Here is a 22,196-nt window from a genome sequence, read left to right as displayed (position 1 = left end):
CAGATTCACCGCGCGCCTCCCACACCCCCGTTCGCCAGGTCATTCTTGGGTGGTCAGAGCGACAACGGTGGATTCGAGCGGGGGCGAGCAGGATGTACGAGGCACACGCGACGGTGATCGGGACCGTCATCACCCATCCGATGCGGCGCGATCTCAGCAACGGCGAGCAGATGCTGACGTTCCGGATGGCGAGTAATTCGCGTCGATTCGACGCCAAAACGGGGGAGTGGACCGACAACGGCACGTTGTATCTCACGGTCTCGTGCTGGCGCAGGCTGGTGGCCGGGGTGGATCGATCGCTGCACCGCGGCGATCCGGTGATCGCCTACGGGCAACTGCGCTCGCACGAGTACCGCGGCAAGGACGGAACCGAGCGGCGGGATCTGGAGATGCGCGCGGTCGCGGTCGGGCCCGATCTGGCGCGATGCCACGCGAGCGTGATTCGCCGGTCCGAGGGCCTGCGATCATTGCCGCACGCGGCGGTGCGGAATATTTCCGATCCTCACGGCGCTGCTCTGGCGAAGGCCGACGACGCTGCCACCGGGTATGCGCCGACCGAACCCGTTGCCGTAGCCTCTACGACCGTGGCGGATCCTCTCCCCGCGCGATCGCCGGACGTGGTGTCGAGCACCAACGGTGCCGAGCAGGTCGACGCATGAGGGTCGTTTCCGCGGCACTCGTCCCTTCCCCATCCCGCCCCCGTTTCCCCCACCGATAGGCTTCCGCGTATGGCTGAGTTCATTTATCAGATGATCAAGGTTCGCAAAGCGCACGGCGACAAAGTCATCCTCGACGACGTGTACTTGAACTTCCTTCCCGGCGCCAAGATCGGTGTGGTGGGTCCCAACGGCGCGGGTAAATCCAGCGTGCTGAAGATCATGGCGGGACTGGACCGGCCGAACAACGGTGAGGCGTTCCTCGGCGCGGGCGCCACGGTCGGCATCCTTCAGCAGGAGCCGCCGCTCAACGAGGAGAAGACCGTCCGCGGCAACGTGGAGGAGGGCCTCGGCGAGGTCAAGGTCAAGCTGGACCGCTTCAACGAGATCGCTGAACTGATGGCCACCGACTACTCCGACGAGCTCATGGACGAGATGGGCAAGCTCCAGGAGTTCCTCGACCACGCCGACGCCTGGGATGTCGACTCCCAGCTCGAGCAGGCCATGGACGCACTGCGTTGCCCGCCGCCGGACGCGCCGGTCACCAATCTCTCCGGTGGTGAGCGCCGCCGCGTCGCGCTGTGCAAGCTGCTGCTGAGCAAGCCCGATCTGCTGCTGCTCGACGAACCGACCAACCACCTCGACGCCGAGAGTGTGCTCTGGCTCGAGAAGCACCTCGCCGATTACCCGGGCGCCGTGCTGGCGGTCACCCACGACCGGTACTTCCTCGACAATGTCGCCGAGTGGATCCTCGAGCTCGACCGTGGCCGCGCCTACCCGTACGAGGGCAACTACTCCACTTACCTGGAGAAGAAGGCGCAGCGCCTCGAGGTCCAGGGCAAGAAGGACCAGAAGCTGCAGAAGCGCCTCAAGGACGAACTGGCTTGGGTGCGGTCCGGCGCCAAGGCCCGCCAGGCCAAGAACAAGGCTCGACTGGGTCGCTACGAGGAGATGGCCGCCGAGGCCGAGAAGCACCGCAAGTTGGACTTCGAGGAGATCCAGATCCCCGCGGGTCCGCGACTGGGCGACATCGTGGTCAACGTGTCGAACCTGGACAAGGGCTTCGGCGATCGTCAGCTCATCAAGGATCTGTCGTTCACGCTGCCGCGCAACGGTATCGTCGGCGTCATCGGACCCAACGGTGTCGGTAAGACGACGTTGTTCAAGACCATCGTCGGTCTGGAATCACCCGACAGCGGTGAGGTGAAGGTCGGCGAGACGGTCAAGCTGAGCTATGTCGACCAGAACCGCGGCGGCATCGACCCGAAGAAGAACGTCTGGCAGGTCGTCTCCGAAGGTCTGGACTTCATCCAGGTCGGCAACCAGGAGATGCCCTCGCGCGCCTACGTCAGCGCGTTCGGTTTCAAGGGACCGGATCAGCAGAAGCCGGCGGGTGTGCTCTCCGGTGGTGAGCGCAACCGCCTGAACCTGGCGCTGACCCTCAAGGAGGGTGGCAACCTGATCCTGCTCGACGAACCGACCAACGACCTCGACGTCGAAACCCTCAGTTCGCTCGAGAACGCGCTCGATCAGTTCCCCGGCTGTGCCGTCGTGATCTCCCACGACCGGTGGTTCCTCGATCGCACCTGCACCCACATCCTGGCGTGGGAGGGCGACAACGACAATGACGCCAAGTGGTACTGGTTCGAGGGCAACTTCGAGGCGTATGAGGCGAACAAGATCGAGCGTCTGGGCGCTGAAGCCGCTCGCCCGCACCGTGTTACGCACCGCAAGCTGACCCGCGACTGACACGCGCGGTCGGCACGACGGCCCGGTGGAACGATCTGTGAACGGTCGATCCGCCGGGCCGTCGGCGTTGTGTGGATCGGACCCCTGGCGTTCATCCAGCATTCCGCAAGTTACCGGCGCGGCAAGCCTGAAATCCCTCAGCGTGTTCAGGTAGCCGGAGCTAGTCTCGAAAATGCGTCACCTGCGTTGCGAAATCGAAGCGAACCACAATCCATGGGAGTGGGCTAAACGATGACGGTCTCGTCGGAAATCTCCAGCGCGGCGTGGGCCGCGGGAATGCCGCAGAGCTTGCGCGGCGATCTCGCGACTCTCGAGGAGGCGTATTTCCGACACGTCGATGCCGGTGACGTGGACTTCCCGATCCCGGGAATCACCCAGATCTTCCGGCATCACATGGAATTGGCCGCCGTTCGTCGCCCGGGTAAGGCCACGGTGCGAGTGCACCACCCCGACGACGGGACCGGTATGGGCGCGGCCGTGCAGGTCGTCACCGACGACATGCCGCTGCTGGTGGAGTCGATCACCGCGGCGCTGGGCCGGATGCAGGTGAGCGTCTCCGAGGTGATCCACCCGATCTTCGAGGTCACCCGCGACGAGAACGGCCACCTCACCGGTGCCGCGGCGCACGAGGTGGACGGGCACGGCGCGACCGGGCTGACCGAATCGTGGATGCACCTGCAACTGCACCCGTCGACGAGCCGGGACCAGCTCGATCATCTCGAACACACCATTCCGGAGGTGATCGACGATGTCCGCCAGGTGATCGACGACACCGAGGCCATGGCATCGGTGCAGAGCTCGCTGGCCGACAAGCTCGACCGGTCCGCTGCCGCGGGCTCCACGCCGTTCCCCGGCGTCGAGGTGGCCGATTGCGCCCAGCTGCTGCGCTGGCTGGCCGACGGCAACTTCACCCTGCTCGGCTACGCCCACTACCGTCGTGGCGTAGAGAACGGCCACACGGTGTCCGCGGCGGTACCCGGCGCGAGCCTCGGCGTCCTTCGCCCCGACATCGGTACCGACTTCCAGGTGCCCATCAACGGCGAAGACCGCCCGTTGCTGCTGCTCACCCAGGGCTTGGTGCGCGCGACCGTGCATCGTTCGGTGTATCCGTATTTCGTGGGTGTCGCCGATGTCGACGAGGCCGGTGCGGTGCTGGGTGTGCACCTGTTCATCGGGGTGTTCACCGTCAGCGCGGTACACGAGAACGTGCTCGACATCCCGGTGATCAATCGGCGGGTGCGTACCGCGATCGAGGGCGCCGGGTTCGACAAGGACTCCTTCTCCGGGCAGGCGATGCTCGAGGTGATCGAGTCGTTCCCGCGTACCGAACTGTTCTCCGCCGACACCGAGACCATGCGTCGCACCGCCGTGGCCGTGCTCGGCGTCGGGTTGCGCAGGCAGGTCCGGCTCTTCCTGCGCTGCGACGGCTACGGCCGCTTCGTGGCCTGCATGGTGTACCTGCCGCGCGATCGCTACACCACCGCCGTACGCCTGCAGATGCAGGAGATCCTGGTCGCCGAACTCGGCGGCGTGGACATCGACTATTCGGCGCGGGTGAGCGAAAGTGAGCTCGCCAGTGTGTATTTCACGGTGATGCTGCCCGCCGAGGCCACCGGCGATGCCGCCCCCGACACTTCCGAGGACAACCGGCTGCGCCTGCAGTCCCTGCTCAACGCGGCCAGTCACACCTGGGACGACCGAATCGGTGACGCCGTCGCCTCCTCCGCGGTGCTCGATCCCGCGGTGGTCAAGCAATACGCGGAGGCACTGCCCGAGGGCTACAAAGAGGACTTCGCGCCCGCCCGCGCGCTGGCCGATATCGTGCGCCTTGAGCGTCTCACCGAAGGCGGCATCGACCAGTACCTGTACCGCAGGCCCGAGGCGGCACCCGGTTCGTGGCGGTTCAGCCTCTACATCGCCGGTTCCGGGGTGTCGCTGAGCCAGGTGCTTCCCGTGTTGCAGAGCCTGGGCGTCGAAGTGGTCGACGAACGGCCCTACCAGCTCGAACACGAAGGCGGCACCGAGCGCTGGATCTACGATTTCGGTCTGCAGGCCCGCCTCGAACTGCTGCGCAACGCCCTCGGCGGCGACCTCGACGCCGCGCTGCTCGAAGCACCCGGCGAGGTCGACGCCCTGCGTACCCGGTTCACCGATGCCTTCGAAGCGGTCTGGTACGACCGGGCCGAAGCCGACGGTCTCAACGAACTCGTGCTGCGCGCTGGTCTGCCGTGGCGGTCGGTCGCGATCCTGCGGGCGTACGCGAAATACCTGCAGCAGGCCGGATTCCCGTATTCTCAGGTCAATATCGCCCGCGTGCTACTGGCTCATCCGGAAGTCGCGCGCGACTTCGTCGACCTGTTCGCCGCCCGATTCGATCCGGCCACCGTCTCCGACGAAGTCGCGGTCGAGCTCGAGGCACGGGTGCGGGCCGGCATCGACGAAGTGGTCAGCATGGATGCCGACCGCATCCTGCGCGCCATGCTCGGTCTGATCAAGGCCACACTGCGCACCAACAACTACGTCCTCGACGACGAAGGTCGCCCACGCGACTTCTTGGCGCTGAAAGTCGAGCCGCGCGAGATCGCCGAATTGCCCAAGCCGCGACCGCAATTCGAGATCTTCGTGTACTCGCCGCGGGTCGAGGGCGTGCACCTGCGGTTCGGTTCGGTGGCCCGTGGCGGTCTGCGCTGGTCGGACCGGTTGGAGGACTTCCGCACCGAGATCCTTGGTCTGGTCAAGGCGCAGGCGGTGAAGAACGCGGTGATCGTGCCGGTCGGCGCCAAGGGTGGATTCGTGGTGAAGCGCCCGCCGGCTGCGATCGGTGACCCGGCGGTCGACCGCCAGGCCAGTATCGCCGAGGGCGTCGCCTGCTATCGCACCTTCATCTCCGGGCTGCTCGACGTCACCGACAATGTCGACATGGCCACCGGGGCCGTGCTGCCCCCGGACCGGGTGGTGCGCCGCGACGGCGATGACACCTACCTGGTGGTCGCCGCCGACAAGGGCACCGCCAGCTTCTCCGATATCGCCAACGATGTGGCCGCCCGCTACGGATTCTGGCTCGGCGACGCCTTCGCCTCCGGCGGCTCCGCGGGCTATGACCACAAGGCCATGGGCATCACGGCCAAAGGTGCGTGGGAAGCGGTCAAACGCCACTTCCGTGAGATGGGCATCGACACCCAGAGCCAGGAATTCACTGTTGTCGGCGTCGGCGACATGAGCGGTGACGTGTTCGGCAACGGCATGCTGCTCTCGCCGCACATCCGGCTCGTCGCCGCCTTCGACCACCGGCACATCTTCCTCGACCCGAACCCCGACGCCGCGAGCTCCTTCGCCGAACGTGAGCGGCTGTTCGCGCTGCCGAGATCCTCGTGGGCCGACTACGACCGCAGCCTGATCAGCGAGGGCGGCGGCGTGTTCGAGCGGACCGTGAAGTCGGTGCCGATCTCGCCGCAGGCACGGACAGCGCTCGGCCTGCCCGACTCGGTGCAGACGCTCTCGCCGCCGGAGTTGGTGCGCGCGATCCTGCTCGCACCGGTGCAGTTGCTGTGGAACGGCGGCATCGGCACCTATGTGAAGGCGAGCACCGAATCCAACGCCGAGGTCGGCGACAAGTCCAACGACGCGGTGCGCGTCGACGGAAGCCAGTTGCGGGTCAAGGTGATCGGCGAGGGCGGCAACCTGGGCGCCACCGCGCTCGGCCGGATCGAGTTCTGCCGCAACGGCGGCAAGATGAACACCGACGCCCTGGACAACTCGGCGGGCGTCGACTGCTCCGACCATGAGGTCAATATCAAGGTGCTGCTCGACGGCGTCGTCAGCGCGGGTGGTCTCGCGCCCGCCGATCGCAATCCGCTGCTGGCCTCGATGACCGACGAGGTCGCCCGAATGGTGTTGAAGGACAACGTCGATCAGAACGTGCTGATCGGCATCGCCCGCACCGACGCGCCCCAGATGCTCAATGTGCACGGCCGGGTGATCGCCGATCTCGAACGGCGGCGTGGGCTGGATCGGGAGCTCGAGGCGCTGCCGTCGACCGCCGAACTGGCTCGTCGCAGTGAGGCGGGCGCCGGGCTCGCCTCGCCCGAACTGGCCAACCTGCTCGCGCACGTGAAGCTCGGACTCAAGGCCGACCTGCTCGACACCGACATGCCCGACAGCGCCTTCTTCGCGAGCAAGCTGCCCCTGTACTTCCCGACACCGCTGCGCGACCAGTTCGGCGCGGCGATCAAGAAGCACCGGCTGCGCCGCGAGATCGTCACCACGATGATCGTCAACGAGGTCGTCGACTACGGCGGCATCACCTACGCCCATCGGCTCAACGAAGAGGTCGGCGCCACCACCACCGACACGGTGCGCGCATTCGCCGCGGCCACCGAGATCTTCGGGCTGCACGGCGTGTGGTCGCGCATTCGAAGCGCCGATGCTCCCGCCCTGGTCTGCGACCTGCTGGAACTGGAATCGAAGCGGACACTGGACCGGGCCTCGCGCTGGTTGCTGAGCAACCGGCCGCAGCCGATCGCGGTCGGCGCCGAGATCAACCGGTATCACCGCCGGGTGCAGGAACTCGCGCCGCAGGTGCCGGGCTGGTTGCGCGGGCACCACGTCACCTCGCTCACCCAGGGCGCGGCCGAGTTGATCGCTCGCGGCGCACCCACCGACCTGGCCACAGAGGTGTTCGGGCTGCTCGGACTGTTCCCGCTGCTCGACATCGTCGACATCGCCGATATCACCGATCGCGACGGCGCCGAGGTCGGTGGCCTGTACTACGCGCTCAACGAGCACCTCAAGATCGACTGGCTGCTCGAGGCCGTGAGTCACCTCGAACGCGGTGACCGCTGGCACGCGTTGGCCCGGCTCGCCCTGCGCGACGACATGTACGCGTCGCTGCGCTCGCTCACCCTCGATGTGCTGTCGGGGGGCGACCCGGAGGAAACTGCCGACGAGAAAATTGCATACTGGGAGTCGAAGAACCAGTCCCGGCTGGGCCGTGCGCGCGCGGCACTGTCGGAATTGTTCGAGTCCGGGACCCACGACCTCGCCACACTGTCGGTTGCCGCGCGACAGGTGCGGAGCATGGTGAGCGGGGTGGGCGCCCAATCGGAGGTACCACGGTGACGAGTTCGCCGCACGGCAACACCGCCACAGCCGCACCGGAGTTGGTGTTGCCGCAGCGTTTTCACGCGAAAGTCGAGATCCGCTGGTCGGACATGGATGTGTTCCAGCACGTCAACCACGCCCGAATGGTGACGCTGCTGGAAGAGGCCCGGATTCCGTGGCTGTTCGACGACGACAAGCCGACCGCATCGATGGGGCGGCAGGGTTGTGTGCTGGTCGACCTGCATGTGAAGTACCGCGGCCAGTTGCGCCACGAGGACACACCGCTCGACATCGCCATGTGGGTCAAGCAGTTGCGCGCGGTCGATTTCACGATCGGCTACGAGGTGCGTGCCAACGGGGCAGCCCCGGATTCCCCACCCGCGGTCATCGCGACCACCCAACTCGCCGCGTTCGACATCGACACCCAGCGTCTGCGCAGGCTCAGTGAGTCCGAACGCGACTACCTGGCACTGTGGCGGGCCTGATTTCGTGAGCTCCGAACAGCGGGTGCTCTATACCCCCGACCCGGCCGAACGCGAGAACCTGGCCACCTTCCTCACCCGCGCCATCCGGCTCGATCCCGCCGCTGTCGTCCGGTTGCGGCGACGGGGATCCAGCCTTGTATCCGCATGGGTGGCAACGGGGTTCGAGACTCTCGCGGTGCGCACCATCACCGCCGAACTCGGGGTCGACGATGTCACCGTCGGGGCCGACGCGGTTCTGGCGGGTCTGAGTACCGGCCACCCGATCGACCTCGGATACTCGATGGACTCCGCCTGGCGCGGTGCCCTCCCGCCGACCGAAGGCTTCACCCACGTCGACGACGTTCCCGCTCGCACTCTGGTCGAGTTGGCCGAGCGTGGGGCGGACGTCGCCCGGGAACACGGCGGTCCCAAAGGGCCGCCCGCCTCGCTGCTCGACCAGTCGGTCCTTACCGTCACCGGCCCTGGCGATATCGAGGTGCAGGTGCCGATGCGGGTCGTCTTCGCGCTGACCGCGATGGATTTCATCCCGCATGCGGGGGAGAAGACGGAGTCGCGGCGGATCCAGCCGTCGGAGTTGGTTCGTGTTCGCGCTACCCGCACCTGGCTGCGGCTGGACGCTCGCTACGGATCGGTGGCTCGTCGGCTGGGGGGTGGGATTCCGTTGTCGCCCAGCTGAATCGGGGTGATCGGGAATTCCGGGTTCGGTGGCCCCATCATGCGGCTGGTCGGTGTCGCGGGGAGCGTTGAAGGTGGTGCGGGGTGACGGGACCGGCGGTGGTCAGTGCACGCCGACGAGTCGCAGAAGTGCCGTGGTGGCTGCCGCTGCCAGGACGGTGACCAGCAAGGGTGCACGGCGCCAGGCGAGGACTCCGCCGACGGTGACGCCGGCGGGCAGGGCGATGCCGAGGTGGCCCGAGCCGGTGGGCAGGGTTGCTGTCGCTACCAATGCTGCCAGCAGGATCAGGGCGCCGGTGTCGAGTAGGTGAATTGTCCGGGGAGACAGGCGCATACGGTGGCGCATCGCGGGGCCGGTCCAGCGCAGTGCGTAGGTGCCGACGGCCAGTGCCAACATGGCGGGCAGGAGGTAGGGCGTGTTCATGCCGCTGCCGACTCGGCGACCGGGGCCGGTGGGCGCAGGGCGAAGACCAGCCCGGCCAGTGCGATCAGCACCGGTAGTCCGGCGGGGACGTAGGGCGCGACGATCACCGCCAATCCGGCGCCGACCAGCACCGGGCGCAAGGTGGCCCGATCGCGTAGGGCGGGCAGGATCAACGTGAGCAGGATCACCGGGAACACCGCGTCCAATCCGAGCGCCGATGTATCGGGCACCAGCGAACCCAGGGCCGCACCGAGGGTCGCCCCCAGCGGCCAGCACAGTGCCACGCCGATGCCGCACGCCCAGTACGCGGCGCGTTTGCGTTCCTGATCGCCCGGCGCCGCGGCGAAGGCCACCGACTCGTCGTTGAGGACGTGGATGCCGAGCACGCGTTTCCAGCCGCGTCCGAACACCTCCGGCGCCGACAGCCCGTACGGCAGATGCCGTGCATTGAGCAGCAGCCCGGCCACCATCGCCGCCAGCGGGCTACCCCCGGCCGCGACGATCCCGAAGAACAGCAGCTCCGACCCGCCTGCCAGCACCGTCACCGCCATCACGATCGGCATCCACATCGGGAAGCCGGCCGCGATCGTCGACGCGCCGTAGGAGACGCCGAACAGGCCGACGGCGAGGCACGCGGCGGCCACGGCCGTCACGGTTCCTCGATCGAGTGTTCGCCATATCGAACGCATGTTTCTCATAATGAACGCGACGGGTGGGTAAAGTCAACGCGGTATCGCCAGCCCTCAGGAGACGTAGATGGACCGGCAGGACCCTGTCGTCGGACCGCCCCAAGCGGTGATCGCCGCGGCGCTGCGCCGCGAACGCGCCCGCGCCGGCTTGTCGTTGACCGAGGTCGCCAATCGCGCGGGAGTCGCGAAATCCACACTGTCGCAACTGGAATCGGGCACGGGAAACCCGAGTCTGGAAACCCTGTGGGCGCTGTGCGTGGCCCTGGAGATGCCGTTCTCCCGGCTGCTCGATCCGCCGCGGGCCAATGTCCAGGTCATCCGCGCCGACGAGGGCGCGCCGGTCCCGTCGGCTGATGCCGACTACCGGGTGACGTTGCTCGCAGCAGGCCAGTCACACACCCGCTGTGACGTGTACCGCATCGCGGCCGAACCCGGCCACACCCGTCGCTCGGATCCGCACACGCCCGGGGTGGTCGAACATGTCGTCCTGGCGGCGGGCCGTGCCATGGCGGGCCCGGCCGACGAGCCCGTGGAGATGCGCCCCGGCGATTACATCCGGTACCTGGGCGATCTTCCCCACATCTTCGAAGCCCTCGAACCGGGTACGTGGGCGACGATGGTCATCGAGAGCGCCTGAGTCGAGAGAGCGCGGTGTGTCAGGCGGCTCCTTCGCCGAGGTACTGCAACCAGATCGGATCCAGGTCGGCGGTGGTGGACAGCAGTCGCCAGTGCGGGCCTTTGGGGGAGACCAGCGGGTGGCGCAGGTGCCAGCCCAGGTCGGACAGCATCTTGTCGGCCTTGCGGTGATTGCAGGGGGCGCAGCTGGCGACGCAGTTCTCCCAGGAGTGCTCGCCGCCGCGGCTGCGGGGGATCACGTGGTCGATGGTCTCGGCTTTGCCGCCGCAGTACCCGCAGCGGTAGTGGTCGCGATGCATGAGCGCGGCGCGGGTCATCGGCACGCGAGCGCGGTAGGGCACCCGCACATAGGTGCGCAGGCGGATGACGGACGGAATCGCCACCGCGGAGCCCGCGGAGTGCAGGACCGGTCCTTCGGGGTTTTCGTGGACAGCGTCTGCCTTGGCGCAGATCAGCAGCACGACGGCGCGACGGGCGGACAGCGCGGTGAGCGGCTCGTAAGTGGCGTTGAGGAGGAGGACCCGGCGTTTGCGCCATGCGGCGGCGTCGTGGTCTCCGGCGAGATGCAGTGGCGCGGGGAGATGCGGCAGGTCGTGAAGACCGTGTGCGCCCGGATGATGATCGGACAAGATGTGCAGCGGAATAGCCCCCGAGCCACGATTGTGGACGTCGGCGGGCTGGAGTTGTCGGTGCGTGCGCGCCTCGTGTGAACGGGCGCTCGGTCGCTGCTTCATCTCGTTGACCTCAATTTCATGATTGGCAGGATCATGTGGTATCTGGGGCCGATACTGCCCTCAGTTGACCATGGTTGCGCCGGTATTGCACGGCTATTTTTCAAACTTCCGGATGAACTGTCGTTGAAGGGCAGCGCGTTCGTGACCGTGGTGATCGGGGCACAATGGAGCGCGTGACTTCCGGTGAGCAGACAACGACCTCCTTCTACGAAGCCGTGGGCGGCGCGGAGACGTTTCGCCGACTGGTGTCGGTTTTCTATCGCGAGGTCGCGGCCGACGAGATCTTGCGACCGCTGTACCCGGAGGAGGACCTCGGGCCGGCCGAACGCCGGTTGCGGATGTTCCTCGAACAGTACTGGGGCGGTCCGCGCACCTACTCCGACGAGCGCGGGCACCCGCGGCTGCGCATGCGTCACAACCCGTTCGTCGTCGGGCCGCTGGAGCGCGATGCCTGGATGCGGTGCATGCGGATCGCCGTCGGCGAGATCGAACCGTCGATCCTGGACGACGAGCACCGCAAGGCACTACTGGACTACTTCCAAATGGCCGCAGCTTCCTTGCAGAACTCGCCGACCTGACCCAGGCGTGCACCGCACTCCCGCAGCCTCCTTGCAGAACTCGCCCACCTGACCCAGGCGTGCACCGCACTCCCGCAGCCTCCTTGCAGAACTCGCCCACCTGACCCAGGCGTACACCGCACTCCCGCAGCCTCCTTGCAGAACTCGCCTGACCCAGGCGTACACCGCGGACGCGTCGCAGAACTCGCGACCTGACCGAGGCCTGCGCCGCATCCTCGCGGTCAACCTCCGGACGGCTCCGTAGAAGCCCGGTGGGAGGGTGTGGGTGCCCGGTGTTCGCTGATGACCAGCAGATGGCGCGGGGGTTTCCCGACGATCCCGTCTTTTACCACGATGTTTCGTCGGCGCGTGGCGAACGCTGGTAATTTGCCAGATTCGCAGAAAGTCCTGCCCCCCATGACTATCGCGGGCGAACTTTGGCAATATTGCAGGTGTGACACAGACACCTGCCTCGCCGGTGCCGGGGGAAGCAAGCACCGCTCCGTGGTGGAAAACCGCCGTGTTCTATCAGGTCTATCCGCGTTCGTTCGCCGACTCCGATGGTGACGGTGTCGGTGATCTGGGCGGGGTACGCGAGAAGATGGGGTACCTGGAACTACTGGGCGTCGACGCGCTGTGGATCTGCCCGGTGATGCGGTCCCCGCAGGCCGACGGCGGCTACGACGTCTCCGATCCACGCGATATCGACCCGCTCTTCGGCGGGCTGGGGGCGCTGGACGAATTGATCGCCGAGGCGCACGACCGAGAGATCAAGGTCACGATGGACCTGGTGCCCAACCACACCAGCGTCGAACACGCGTGGTTTACCGAAGCGCTGGAGGCCGCACCGGGCAGCCCCGAACGGGCCCGCTACATCTTCCGCGACGGTCGCGGCGCGAACGGGGAGGAACCGCCCAACAACTGGCCGAGCATCTTCGGTGGCCCCGCCTGGACCAGGATCACCGAGGCCGACGGCACCCTCGGGCAGTGGTACCTGCACATCTTCGCGCCCGAGCAACCCGACCTGAACTGGGACAACCCCGAGGTCGCCGACGATTTCGAGAAGACCCTGCGCTTCTGGCTCGATCGTGGCGTCGACGGTTTCCGCCTCGATGTCGCGCACGGGATGGCCAAGCCCGAGGGCCTGCCCGACATGGCGACGGTCGAGACCAAGATGCTCGTGCACGACGACGACGATCCCCGCTTCAACAACCCCGGCGTGCACGCCATCCACCGCCGCATCCGCACGGTGCTCGACGACTACCCGCACGCGGTGTCGATCGGCGAGGTGTGGGTCGACGACAACGTCCGCTTCGGCGAGTACGTCCGTCCCGACGAGTTGCATCTGGCGTTCAACTTCCGCCTCGCCGAGACTCCCTTCACCGCGCAGGGCGTGCACGACGCGATCACCCACTCCCTCGAGGCGGTCGCCGACGCGGGCGCCCCACCCACCTGGACGCTGTCCAACCACGACATCGAACGTGAGGTGACCCGCTACGGCGGCGGCAAGACCGGCGTCGCACGGGCACGGGCGATGATGATGGTCGAACTCGCCCTGCCCGGTGCGGTGTTCGTCTACAACGGCGCCGAACTGGCGCTGCCCAACGTCGACGACCTGCCCGACGACGTGCTGCGGGACCCGGTCTGGGAGCGCACGGGCCACAAGGAGCGTGGTCGCGACGGCTGCCGGGTGCCGATGCCGTGGGAGGGCCCGGCCACCCCGTTCGGTTTCACCGCGGGGACGCCGTGGCTCCCGATTCCCGCCGACTGGGCCGACCGTACCGTCGAAGCGCAACTGGAGAGCTTGCACTCGACGCTGTCGCTGTACCGCCTGGCGATCGATCTGCGCGCCACCCGGCCGGAGTTCGCGGGCCAGCGGATCGAGTGGTACGGCAGTCCCGACGGCTGTCTCGCCTTCCGTCGTCCGGGCGGGCTCACCTGTGTGCTCAACGCCTCCGACGGCCCGATCCAGCTGCCGCCGGGGGAGGTGCTGCTGTCGAGCGCGCCGGTCGCCGACGAGCGGTTGCCTCCCAACGCGGCGGCCTGGTTGGTGTAGCCGCGACGGACACGCGGTGCGAGAACCGATGGCCGGAGGATGAACTACTACACAGCATCGTCTACCGTTGGGGCGTGAGCATTCTCGAGACAGTGCTGATCTTCGTCGGCATCCCGGCCGCGATCTACTTCGCGATCGCGGGCTTGTCCTATCTCGGTAAGCCATATCCCGGTGAGAAGCCGGCCCACTTCGCACTCGGGCAGAAGTGGACCCACCGGCCGGTGCTGTGGAGTGCTACCGATGAGGTGACCGCTGCGGCGGGACACCACACCGCCGAGCCGCATGGCAGTCATGCGGCTCTCGAAACCGCGCATGCGGAGCTGATCGGAGGCCGGGCAAGTGGCAAGTTCTAATTGGCCCGCGGTGGTCGAGGCCGACCTGGCGCACGGGTTCGCCCTCACCAGCAGCGGCCGCGTGTCCGGCGTGCACGAACCCGGCACCCTGTTCGACGAGGTGCCGTTCACCGATCGTGAGCGCATCGCTCTCGACAACGCGCTCACCGAGGCGACCCGCGCGACCAAGGTCCGCTTCAACGTCTACCTCGGCGACCTCGGCACCGATCCGGCGGCCGGTGCCGACGCGATCCTGCCGAACACCCCCGAGGCGGCCGATTCGGTGCTCATCGCCGTGTCCCCGAACCAGGGTGCGATCGAGGTCCGCTCCGGTGTCGGCGTGGCCGAGCGTGCCAACGACCGCATCTGCCAGCTCGGCGTCACCGCCGCCCTGGCCTCGTTCCGGCAGGGCAACCTGATCGACGGCCTGATCTCGGCCACCCGCGTGATGGCCGCCGCGATCGGCCGCTAGTTTCATATTTCACAGTCCGGCGCGTTCACCTCGTGGTGAGCGCGCCGGACGTGTTTTCAGCGCCGGATCCCGGTGTCGCCGAGGCGCGGCGGATCGGATCACCGGGCTGGTTTCGTGACTTGCTCGCACCGGGTGCGGTGCCCGGCCGGGCACCGTGGGGTGCTCAGCGGTCTCGGTGGCATCGAGTAACCTGGTCGGCGGTCTATCGGCCGCGTCATCGGCCGGCGTATCGGGGGGAAACTTGCACGCACGTATCACTCGGGTGCTCGCGGCGGCGTGCCTGGCGCTGACGGCGTCGGCCTGCGCCGACGACAACCCGCCTGTCGAATTCGCCGCGGCCGCACCTCTTTCCGTGTTCTACAACCCCAGCGCGGAATCGATTCCGGGACAGCGTGGTTCGGTGATCCGGTCCCAGGCGCTCACCGGCGCGCAGGCCGTGCCCGGTGCCCGCAACTACCTCACGCTGTACCGGTCGCTGGACGCGCAGGAAAAGCCCGTCGCGGTCTCGGGAACGCTCGCGGTGCCCGAAGGCGTCGCGCCCGCGGGTGGCTGGCCGCTCATCTCCTGGGGTCCGGGGAGCGCCGGGGTCGCCGACGTCTGCGCGGCCTCGCGCTCCGAAGGCTCCTCGCCGAGCCGGGACGAACAGGCTCGCTGGGTGGCCAAGGGCTACGCGGTCGCCAGGACCGACTACCAAGGTCTGGGGACGCCGGGCAGTCACGGATACATGATCGGCGAGACCGAACAGCGTGCGATGGCCGATATCGCCACGGTGGCAAGGCACATCGACAAGTCGGTCGGCTCGCGCTGGGTGGCGATGGGGCACTCGCAAGGCGGTCACGCGGCCCTGTTCGCCGCCGTCGACGCCGCGGGGTGGACGCCGAATACGCCCTTGCTCGGCGCCATCGCGCTGGCACCCGCCTCGCACCTCGGCGAACAGGTCCGCATGGCGAAATGGGCGGCGTCGAATCCACTGGGCAAGCTCGGCACGGGCGACATGTCGGTGTACCTGCCGCTGCTGGTCCGCGGCGCCCAGACGGTGACGGATGTGGATCCCGCCCGTTTCCTCACCGACCGCGCGCAGTCCCTGCTGCCGGTCGCCGACTCCGAGTGCACCGGCGGCCTGCGCGACAAGAGCAAGTGGGGCGGCCTGTCGGCGAAAGACGTCTTCACCACCGACGGTGACGTCTCGGGGCTGCTGCGAGTCCTCGACGACAACGACCCGAGCAGCCTGCGATTCACGGTCCCGGTCCTGGTCCTGCAAGGCCGTTCCGACCTCACCGTCCCGGTGCAGTCCACCGATGCGATGGTCGCCGAACAGCAGGCCCGCGGCGAGTCGGTGGACTACCGCAAGTACGACGACGTCGACCACAGCGACATCGTCTCCGCGTCCTTCGCCGACGCGCTCGGCTGGGCGGACACCCGCTTCGGGATCACCCGCTGAGTTCGTGGAGCGCCGCCCCGCTCGAGCGGGGCCCTTCGGCTTTGCTTCTCGTTACGCCCAGAGCAGAAGAAGCGGGTGTATCGGTATCGGGGTCCCTACGCTCGGGGTATGGGCGAGCACAACGGGTTGCGGGTGATTCCAGGCGGTCGCGGCGAACGGCGGTCGCGGCCGGAACCACTCTGGCGTGAAGCGTTGGGCGAACGCCTGCGCGCGCTACGCCTGGAACAGCGCTCCACTCTCGTCGACACCGCGGGGCGCGCGGGCATCTCGCCGCAGTACCTCTCCGAGGTCGAGCGCGGTCTCAAGGAGCCGTCGAGTGAGATGATCGCCGCCTTGGCCGGCGCCCTCGGCACCTCGCTGGGCGAACTCGTGGCCCAAGTGGCCGAGTCCATGCGCAGGCACGCGCTCGTGCCGACGCGTGCGGTGGTGCTGGGTGGGCAACGCCAGATCGCCCCCTCTCACTCGGCCCCGATCGCCCTGGCGCCGAACGCCGTGCTGCTCGCCGCCTGAGTCGACCGTTCCGCCGACTGCGCGAGATCACCTGATGTTCCGTCGGGTGTGGGGAAGCCCCGGGTGATCAGCCGTCGATCGTCGCGCTCGGTCGAGCGGAGGCGATCTGGCTGCGGAGCAGGTCGACGATCGCGCTGACGGCGAGCTCCGGGTCGATCGCGCGCTGCACGCCCAGGCCGATGCCGAGCGAGAGTAGTTGCAGTGCGGCATCTTCGGCGGCGATCGGGAGCTCGAGGCCGAGCTGGTCGGCCTGTGTCTGGATCACCGTGGCGAGCATCGCTGTCAGGGTGCGTCTGCGCTCGGCGAGTTCGGTGCGGATCTCGGGCATGTGCCGGGTGCTCGTCGCGAACTCCACCTCCAACGCGGTCCAGCCGACATCGCCGATGTTCTCGTCGGCCCACCGCGCGAAACCTTCGATCCGCTCGGCGGTGGTGTCGTGCGGCATCATCGCGTCCACGAGGGTCTGCGCGCGTTCCACATGCACGACGTCGAGCACGGCCAGGCCCAATTCGTGCTTGGTCGCGAAGTTGGAGTACACCGCACCCTTGGAGAATCCGGCCTCGGTGGCCACCTTCTCCAGCGGGGTCACGTTGTAGCCGTCGGCCAGGAACAGCCGCTTGGCGGTCTCGACCAGTCGCTCGCGCGTGAGTGCGTGCGACTCCTTGCGCGTCATCCTGGCCATGCGCAGGAGTTTAGCAAAATGGGCTACCGCTGGAATTCAAATACCGTTAGTATTCGAAATATGACTACACGACGTGGCTTGGCGATCGGCTGCGGTGGCCTACTCGGGTTCGCCTGGACCGCCGTAGCCCTCGACGCCGTCGAACGCGCGATGAACTGGGACACCCGGACCGCCGACGTGCTGATCGGCACTTCCGCCGGCGCCGAACTCGTCGCGGCCCTCGGCTCCGGCCGCACTCCGGCCGCCGTGCTCGCCGCCCTCGACGCCGACCCCGACGCCGACCCGATCCTGGCCGACCATGTCGCCGTCGACCCCGGCAGAATCCCCCCGCGCCCCGGTCTGTCCCTGCCCGCACTCGGCTTGGTCGGCGCGGGCATTCGCACCGGTTCGCCCTACACCGCCATGGCGGGCCTGCTCCCGTGCGGTCGCGGCGACGCGACGTGGCTGCGCTCCTACGGTCGCGCCCTCGCCGGAGCCGACGAGTGGGTGAACCATCCTGCTACGTGGATGGTCGCCGCCGACGCGGCGACCGGACAGCGAATCGCACTCGGCGCCACCGAGGGCGATGAAGCCGCCCCGGCCACGGTCGGACTCGGTGACGCGATCGCCGCGTCCTGGGCTATCCCCGGTTGGTTCCCGCCCGTGCGGATCGGCGGGAAGTACTACGTCGACGGTGGTTCGGTGTCGTCGGTGTCGGCCGATCTGCTGATGCCGCTCGAACTCGACGAGGTGGTGGTGATCGCTCCGATGACGTCGGAGGGTGGCGCCCCGGCCACCGGCCTGAACCGTGTCGAGCGCCTGCTCCGCGCCCAGATGACCCGCGGCCTCGACCGCGAAGTGGCCTTGCTGCGCTCGGCGGGCACCCGCGTGATCCGCATCGAACCCGGCCCCGCGGAGCTTGCCGCCATGGGCCCGAACTTCATGGATTCGGCCCGCCGCCCGGCCACTCTCGCCGCTGCCCGCGCGGTTATGGCGACCCGAGTCGCCGAGGCGCTGCGCGCCGACGGCTCCGCGGGCCGACGCGCGTGAACCGATCTGCTGCGCACAGTGCCCGCCGCCGTCATGCCGGCGCGCTCGCTGCGAGTGCCCGAGGCGTGGACGTAAGGGTCGACGCCGCCGGTGGCCCTGCGATCGTCCCTCGCTCGGGGGTCCTCGGTTCCGCAATTCCTCGCGCTGTTACCGGCGCGCCGCTCGTTTCGTTCGAAGGAGAAATCGTATGAGTCGCCATCACGAGGTCGTGGTGATCGGAGCGGGAGTTTCCGGCATCTGCGCGGCGATCAAGTTGCTCGAGGCCGGGGTCGAGGATGTGGTGATCGTCGAGAAGGCCGAAACCTTCGGCGGCACTTGGCGAGCCAACACCTACCCCGGCTGTGCGTGCGACGTTCCGTCCGGCCTGTACTCGTTCTCCTTCGCGCCCAACAGCGAGTGGTCGCGACTGTTCGCGACGCAGCCGGAGATCCTCGACTACGTCGACCGGGTGGCGCGTGAGCACGGGCTGGCCGAACACACCCGCTTCGGGGTCACGGTCGTCGGTGCGCGGTTCGACGAAGCCGCGCAACTGTGGCGCCTCGAGACCAGCGAGGGCCCGCTGACCGCGCGTTTCGTCGTTTCAGCTGCCGGCCCGTGGAACGAACCCCGGATGCCGCAGATCCCCGGTCTGGCCGAATTCCCCGGCGAGGTCTTCCATTCCGCGCGCTGGAACCACGACTACGACCTGAGCGGCAAACGGGTCGCGGTAGTGGGATCCGGTGCGTCCGCGGTGCAGTTCGTGCCCGCGATCCAGCCCGAGGTCGCCGAACTGCACCTGTTCCAGCGCACCGCGCAGTGGGTGCTGCCGAAACTCGATCACCGCGTGCCCGGCTTCGAGAAGAAGGTGATGCGCCGATTCCCTTTCGCGCACAAGGCCTTGCGCTCGGTGGAGTACGCGATGATGGAGGGTCTGGGGGTCGCCTTCCGGCATCCGCGACCGCTGATGCAGACCGTGCAAACCGTCGGTTCGGCGTATCTGCGTGCGGTGGTGCGTGATCCGGCGCTGCGGGCGAAGCTGACACCGGGCTATCTGCTCGGCTGCAAGCGAATCCTGTTCTCCAACAGCTATCTGCAGTCGTTGACCCGCCGCAACGTCGACGTGCACGCCACCGGGGTCGCCGAGTTCCGTGGCAACACCGTGGTCGGCGCCGACGGCACCACCGCCGAGGTCGACGCCGTCATCCTCGGTACCGGCTTCCACATCCTCGACACCCCGCTCGCCGACATCGTCCGCGGCGCCGACGGCCGTTCCCTGGCCGAGCACTGGCAGGGCTCGCCCGAGGCCTACCTCGGCACCGTCACCACCGGTTTTCCCAATGCGTTCACCGTGCTCGGCCCCAGCCTGGGCACCGGCCACTCCTCGGCGTTCGCCATCCTCGAAGCCCAGGTCGCCTTCCTCGTCTCGGCGATCGAGACCGCCCGGCGCGAAGGCTGGGCGGCGCTGGACGTGCGGTCGGAGGTGCAAGCGCGCTACGTCGATCAGGTGCAAGCCGCGCTGGCGGGCACCGTCTACAACGCGGGTGGTTGCCACAGCTATTACATGGATGCCAACGGCCGCAACAGCTTCAGCTGGCCGTGGTCCACCGGCGAGCTCACCACCCGCGTCAGCACGTTCGACCCGACCGACTTCACCATCACCCACGACGTGGCGGTGCCCGCATGAGCGCACGCGCACATCACCGACGAGAGGCCATCGCATGAGCTACCCACGGATCGACCTCGAAGGCGCCACCATCGCCATCACCGGTGCCGCCCGTGGCATCGGACTCGCCACGGCCAGAGCGTTCGTCGAGGCGGGCGCCTACGTCGCGCTCGGTGACCTCGACGAAGCGCTGGCCGTGCAGGCCGCCGCCGAGATCGGCGACCACGCGATGGGCCACGCGCTCGACGTCACCGACAAGGCCTCCTACGCGGCGTTTCTCGAGGCGACCGCTCAGTGGCGCGGTCCACTGGACGTGCTGGTGAACAACGCGGGCGTCATGCCGAACGGCCCGTTTCTCGATCAGTCCGACCGCATCGACCAGCTCACGATGGACGTCAACGTCTACGGCGTCATCCACGGCATGCGACTGGCCCTGCCCGCCATGGTCGAGCGCGGCTACGGCCACATCGTGAACGTGGCCTCGCTCGCCGGCAAGTTCCCCCTCAAGGGCCTGGCGGTCTACAACGCCAGCAAGTACGCGGTGGTCGGCCTGACCGCCGCCACCAGGCTGGAAATGGACGCCACCGGTGTCAGCGTGAGCGCGGTCCTGCCGTCGGCGGTGCGCACCGAACTCAGTTCCGGGATCGACTACGGCATCCTGCCCGCCGTCGAGCCCGAGGACATCGCCGTCGCGGTGGTCCGCACGGTCAAGACCCGGGCGGCCGAGACCGCGGTGCCGGGGTATGTCGGCATGATGGCGAACGCGTCCGGTCTCGTGCCCGAGTCGGTGATGCGGGCCTTCCGTAAGGCCGCCCACGACGACGCCGCCATCACCCGCGTGGATGATGGCGTTCGCCGCGCCTACCTGGATCGCATCGAGAAGCAGTGAGTCCGGGACCGCGCTGGGCGTTCACTATTCGGTGTTCCGGTAGATATTTCGACCGTTCGGCGTAGTTGTGAACGCTCAGCGCGGTCTGATCACTCCCGTTCGTGCAGAACCTGATCGACCAGACCGTATTCGAGCGCGGTCTCGGCGGTGAAGACCCGGTCGCGATCGGTGTCGCGGCGCAGGGTTTCCGGGGTCTGTCCGGTGTGCTTGGACAGGATCGCCTCGATCGCCGCGCGCATGCGGACGATCTCGTCGGCCTGCAGGATCAGGTCGGGGATGGTGCCCTGGCCTCGAGTCGCGGGCTGGTGCAACACGATTCGCGTGTGCGGCAGCATCGAGCGGTGGCCCGCGGCGCCACCGGCGAGGAGAACGGCGCCGACAGCGATCGCCTGGCCGACGCAGGTGGTGTGCACCGGGGCCTTGATGAATCGCATGGTGTCGTAGACGGCGAGCATGGCGGACAGGTCGCCGCCTTCGCAGTTGATGTAGAGGCTGATCGCCTGGCCGGGGCTGTCGGATTCCAGGTGCAGGAGCTGGGCGATGAGCGCGTTCGCGACACCGGAGTCGATGGGGGTGCCCAGGTAGACGATGCGTTCGCTGAGCAGGTGCGAGTAGATGTCGGTGATCCGCTCACCACCGCCGCGATGCTGGGATACGACGTTGGGAATTGTGTAGGTCATGGCTGGCCCGCCTCTCCGGGTATTTCGTCCTGATTCGTCTGCCTCGCGTGGGGCAGCCGGTCGTGTCTGCGTGTACCGGGCGTGGGTCGGCGATCAGTGGTCGCCCAGAACGTCGGTCACGAGCTGATGCCGATGCGGTGGCGTTGGGGGATGACCTGATCGAACGATTCGACGATGTGGTCGATGAACCCGTACTCGAGTGCCTGGGGTGCGGTGAACCAGCGGTCGTGCAGGGAGTCCTCGTAGACCCGGTCGAAGGGTTGTCCGGTGTCGGCGGCGATGAGGCCGAGCACTGTGTCGACGGTGTAGCGCAGATCGTCGGCCTGCACCTCCACCTCCACTGCACTGCCGCCGATTCCCGCCGACCCTTGATGCATGAGCACCCGGGCGTGCGGGAGGGCGTAGCGTTTCCCCGGCGCGCCGGAGGACAGCAGGAATTGTCCTGCGCTGCAAGCCAATCCGAGCGCGAGTGTGGAGACCTCGCACGGAACGAGCCGCATCACATCGCGGATCGCCAGCATCGACGGCACGGAGCCGCCGGGGGAGTGGATCCACAGCGAGATCGCGGCTTCGGGGGATTGTGCCGCGAGGGTGAGTAATTGGGTGATGAGCAGCGTGCCGTTGTCGTCGTCGAGCGGACCGTCGAGGACGAGGATCCGGCGGCCGAACAGTTGCTCGCGGGCGCGCCAGCTGAACATCGGAGTCTTGTCGTCGTGTGCCATAGGTCAACGGTGCCCGGCGCCCACCCTGTTTCGCCG

General features: G+C 67.8%; 21 protein-coding genes. 15 read left to right on the top strand and 6 right to left on the bottom strand.

Features of this window, described 5'->3' with window-relative positions:
• Window positions 1-92: 92 nt before the first annotated feature.
• The 5 genes from ACFWUR_RS22745 to ACFWUR_RS22725 all read left to right on the top strand — a co-directional run bounded on the left by ACFWUR_RS22745 (window position 93) and on the right by ACFWUR_RS22725 (window position 8,666).
• Complete coding sequence (locus ACFWUR_RS22745; RefSeq protein WP_101464039.1) at window positions 93-659, top strand: single-stranded DNA-binding protein; 567 nt, start codon at window positions 93-95, stop codon at window positions 657-659.
• Window positions 660-728: 69 nt separating this feature from the next.
• The gene (gene ettA, locus ACFWUR_RS22740; protein WP_378766421.1) at window positions 729-2,405 is read left to right on the top strand and encodes an energy-dependent translational throttle protein EttA; all 1,677 of its coding nucleotides are present in this window, start codon (window positions 729-731) and stop codon (window positions 2,403-2,405) included.
• Window positions 2,406-2,636: 231 nt separating this feature from the next.
• The gene (locus ACFWUR_RS22735) at window positions 2,637-7,523 is read left to right on the top strand and encodes an NAD-glutamate dehydrogenase (protein WP_378909389.1); all 4,887 of its coding nucleotides are present in this window, start codon (window positions 2,637-2,639) and stop codon (window positions 7,521-7,523) included.
• A complete protein-coding gene (locus ACFWUR_RS22730; RefSeq protein ID WP_378909388.1) occupies window positions 7,520-7,990 on the top strand; it encodes an acyl-CoA thioesterase in 471 nt (156 codons plus the stop codon). The genes ACFWUR_RS22735 and ACFWUR_RS22730 overlap by 4 nt, the downstream gene beginning before the upstream one ends.
• A gap of 4 nt (window positions 7,991-7,994) precedes the next feature.
• Window positions 7,995-8,666: a hypothetical protein gene (locus ACFWUR_RS22725; RefSeq protein WP_378909386.1), complete on the top strand. Its 672-nt coding sequence runs from the start codon at window positions 7,995-7,997 to the stop codon at window positions 8,664-8,666.
• Window positions 8,667-8,768: 102 nt separating this feature from the next.
• Here ACFWUR_RS22725 and ACFWUR_RS22720 read toward each other — a convergent pair whose 3' ends face one another.
• Window positions 8,769-9,089 carry an AzlD domain-containing protein gene (locus ACFWUR_RS22720; protein WP_378909384.1) on the bottom strand — a complete coding sequence of 107 codons (321 nt, stop codon included), beginning with the start codon at window positions 9,087-9,089 and terminating at the stop codon, window positions 8,769-8,771.
• The gene (locus tag ACFWUR_RS22715) at window positions 9,086-9,778 is read right to left on the bottom strand and encodes an AzlC family ABC transporter permease (RefSeq protein ID WP_378909382.1); all 693 of its coding nucleotides are present in this window, start codon (window positions 9,776-9,778) and stop codon (window positions 9,086-9,088) included. Before ACFWUR_RS22715 ends, ACFWUR_RS22720 begins: the two co-directional genes overlap by 4 nt.
• Before the next feature lie 67 nt (window positions 9,779-9,845).
• On the opposite strand from ACFWUR_RS22715, the gene ACFWUR_RS22710 reads away from it, so the two are divergent.
• Window positions 9,846-10,415: a helix-turn-helix domain-containing protein gene (locus ACFWUR_RS22710; RefSeq protein ID WP_378909381.1), complete on the top strand. Its 570-nt coding sequence runs from the start codon at window positions 9,846-9,848 to the stop codon at window positions 10,413-10,415.
• Between the two features lie 19 nt (window positions 10,416-10,434).
• On the opposite strand, the gene ACFWUR_RS22705 is transcribed toward ACFWUR_RS22710, so the two are convergent.
• Window positions 10,435-11,148 (bottom strand): HNH endonuclease, encoded by a 714-nt coding sequence (locus ACFWUR_RS22705; protein WP_378909379.1) that lies wholly within the window; start codon window positions 11,146-11,148, stop codon window positions 10,435-10,437.
• 164 nt (window positions 11,149-11,312) lie between these two features.
• On the opposite strand from ACFWUR_RS22705, the gene ACFWUR_RS22700 reads away from it, so the two are divergent.
• From ACFWUR_RS22700 to ACFWUR_RS22675, 6 genes are all read left to right on the top strand, one after another.
• Complete coding sequence (locus ACFWUR_RS22700; protein ID WP_378909378.1) at window positions 11,313-11,726, top strand: globin; 414 nt, start codon at window positions 11,313-11,315, stop codon at window positions 11,724-11,726.
• 433 nt (window positions 11,727-12,159) lie between these two features.
• Window positions 12,160-13,761 carry a glycoside hydrolase family 13 protein gene (locus ACFWUR_RS22695; RefSeq protein WP_378909377.1) on the top strand — a complete coding sequence of 534 codons (1,602 nt, stop codon included), beginning with the start codon at window positions 12,160-12,162 and terminating at the stop codon, window positions 13,759-13,761.
• Window positions 13,762-13,835: 74 nt separating this feature from the next.
• Window positions 13,836-14,114, top strand: a complete 279-nt coding sequence (locus ACFWUR_RS22690) for a hypothetical protein (protein WP_378909375.1) — start codon at window positions 13,836-13,838, stop codon at window positions 14,112-14,114.
• On the top strand, window positions 14,101-14,565 hold the full coding sequence (locus tag ACFWUR_RS22685; RefSeq protein WP_378909373.1) for a DUF5130 domain-containing protein: 465 nt from the start codon (window positions 14,101-14,103) through the stop codon (window positions 14,563-14,565). The genes ACFWUR_RS22690 and ACFWUR_RS22685 overlap by 14 nt, the downstream gene beginning before the upstream one ends.
• 241 nt (window positions 14,566-14,806) lie before the next feature.
• The gene (locus ACFWUR_RS22680) at window positions 14,807-16,006 is read left to right on the top strand and encodes an alpha/beta hydrolase family protein (RefSeq protein ID WP_378909371.1); all 1,200 of its coding nucleotides are present in this window, start codon (window positions 14,807-14,809) and stop codon (window positions 16,004-16,006) included.
• A gap of 108 nt (window positions 16,007-16,114) precedes the next feature.
• The gene (locus tag ACFWUR_RS22675) at window positions 16,115-16,516 is read left to right on the top strand and encodes a helix-turn-helix domain-containing protein (RefSeq protein ID WP_378909369.1); all 402 of its coding nucleotides are present in this window, start codon (window positions 16,115-16,117) and stop codon (window positions 16,514-16,516) included.
• Window positions 16,517-16,583: 67 nt separating this feature from the next.
• Here ACFWUR_RS22675 and ACFWUR_RS22670 read toward each other — a convergent pair whose 3' ends face one another.
• Window positions 16,584-17,198: a TetR/AcrR family transcriptional regulator gene (locus tag ACFWUR_RS22670; protein ID WP_378909368.1), complete on the bottom strand. Its 615-nt coding sequence runs from the start codon at window positions 17,196-17,198 to the stop codon at window positions 16,584-16,586.
• Between the two features lie 60 nt (window positions 17,199-17,258).
• Between ACFWUR_RS22670 and ACFWUR_RS22665 the strand changes: the two genes are divergently transcribed.
• The 3 genes from ACFWUR_RS22665 (at window position 17,259) to ACFWUR_RS22655 (ending at window position 20,758) form a co-directional block, all read left to right on the top strand.
• The gene (locus ACFWUR_RS22665) at window positions 17,259-18,227 is read left to right on the top strand and encodes a patatin-like phospholipase family protein (protein ID WP_378909366.1); all 969 of its coding nucleotides are present in this window, start codon (window positions 17,259-17,261) and stop codon (window positions 18,225-18,227) included.
• 187 nt (window positions 18,228-18,414) lie between these two features.
• On the top strand, window positions 18,415-19,890 hold the full coding sequence (locus ACFWUR_RS22660) for a flavin-containing monooxygenase (protein WP_378909364.1): 1,476 nt from the start codon (window positions 18,415-18,417) through the stop codon (window positions 19,888-19,890).
• A gap of 34 nt (window positions 19,891-19,924) precedes the next feature.
• Entirely contained in the window at window positions 19,925-20,758 is an 834-nt protein-coding gene (locus ACFWUR_RS22655) for an SDR family oxidoreductase (RefSeq protein WP_378909362.1), read from the top strand.
• 89 nt (window positions 20,759-20,847) lie between these two features.
• Here the strand turns inward: ACFWUR_RS22655 and ACFWUR_RS22650 are convergent, their stop codons facing one another.
• The gene (locus tag ACFWUR_RS22650) at window positions 20,848-21,438 is read right to left on the bottom strand and encodes an ATP-dependent Clp protease proteolytic subunit (RefSeq protein WP_358068770.1); all 591 of its coding nucleotides are present in this window, start codon (window positions 21,436-21,438) and stop codon (window positions 20,848-20,850) included.
• Between the two features lie 116 nt (window positions 21,439-21,554).
• Window positions 21,555-22,160, bottom strand: coding sequence for a ClpP family protease (locus tag ACFWUR_RS22645; RefSeq protein ID WP_378909361.1), 606 nt, complete (start codon window positions 22,158-22,160; stop codon window positions 21,555-21,557).
• Between the last annotated feature and the right edge of the window lie 36 nt (window positions 22,161-22,196).

Source organism: Nocardia sp. NPDC058633 (assembly GCF_042717045.1).
GTDB lineage: Bacteria > Actinomycetota > Actinomycetes > Mycobacteriales > Mycobacteriaceae > Nocardia.
This window is presented reverse-complemented; position numbering and strand designations above follow the sequence as displayed.

Coding starts and splice junctions, on each gene's coding strand:
- ACFWUR_RS22700 (WP_378909378.1), top strand. CDS start 11,313: ATGGAGCGCGTGACTTCCGGTGAGCAGACAACGACCTCCTTCTACGAA.
- ACFWUR_RS22735 (WP_378909389.1), top strand. CDS start 2,637: ATGACGGTCTCGTCGGAAATCTCCAGCGCGGCGTGGGCCGCGGGAATG.
- ACFWUR_RS22660 (WP_378909364.1), top strand. CDS start 18,415: ATGAGTCGCCATCACGAGGTCGTGGTGATCGGAGCGGGAGTTTCCGGC.
- ACFWUR_RS22650 (WP_358068770.1), bottom strand. CDS start 21,438: ATGACCTACACAATTCCCAACGTCGTATCCCAGCATCGCGGCGGTGGT.
- ACFWUR_RS22645 (WP_378909361.1), bottom strand. CDS start 22,160: ATGGCACACGACGACAAGACTCCGATGTTCAGCTGGCGCGCCCGCGAG.
- ACFWUR_RS22675 (WP_378909369.1), top strand. CDS start 16,115: ATGGGCGAGCACAACGGGTTGCGGGTGATTCCAGGCGGTCGCGGCGAA.
- ACFWUR_RS22670 (WP_378909368.1), bottom strand. CDS start 17,198: ATGGCCAGGATGACGCGCAAGGAGTCGCACGCACTCACGCGCGAGCGA.
- ACFWUR_RS22655 (WP_378909362.1), top strand. CDS start 19,925: ATGAGCTACCCACGGATCGACCTCGAAGGCGCCACCATCGCCATCACC.
- ACFWUR_RS22665 (WP_378909366.1), top strand. CDS start 17,259: ATGACTACACGACGTGGCTTGGCGATCGGCTGCGGTGGCCTACTCGGG.
- ACFWUR_RS22720 (WP_378909384.1), bottom strand. CDS start 9,089: ATGAACACGCCCTACCTCCTGCCCGCCATGTTGGCACTGGCCGTCGGC.
- ettA (WP_378766421.1), top strand. CDS start 729: ATGGCTGAGTTCATTTATCAGATGATCAAGGTTCGCAAAGCGCACGGC.
- ACFWUR_RS22710 (WP_378909381.1), top strand. CDS start 9,846: ATGGACCGGCAGGACCCTGTCGTCGGACCGCCCCAAGCGGTGATCGCC.
- ACFWUR_RS22745 (WP_101464039.1), top strand. CDS start 93: ATGTACGAGGCACACGCGACGGTGATCGGGACCGTCATCACCCATCCG.
- ACFWUR_RS22705 (WP_378909379.1), bottom strand. CDS start 11,148: ATGAAGCAGCGACCGAGCGCCCGTTCACACGAGGCGCGCACGCACCGA.
- ACFWUR_RS22715 (WP_378909382.1), bottom strand. CDS start 9,778: ATGCGTTCGATATGGCGAACACTCGATCGAGGAACCGTGACGGCCGTG.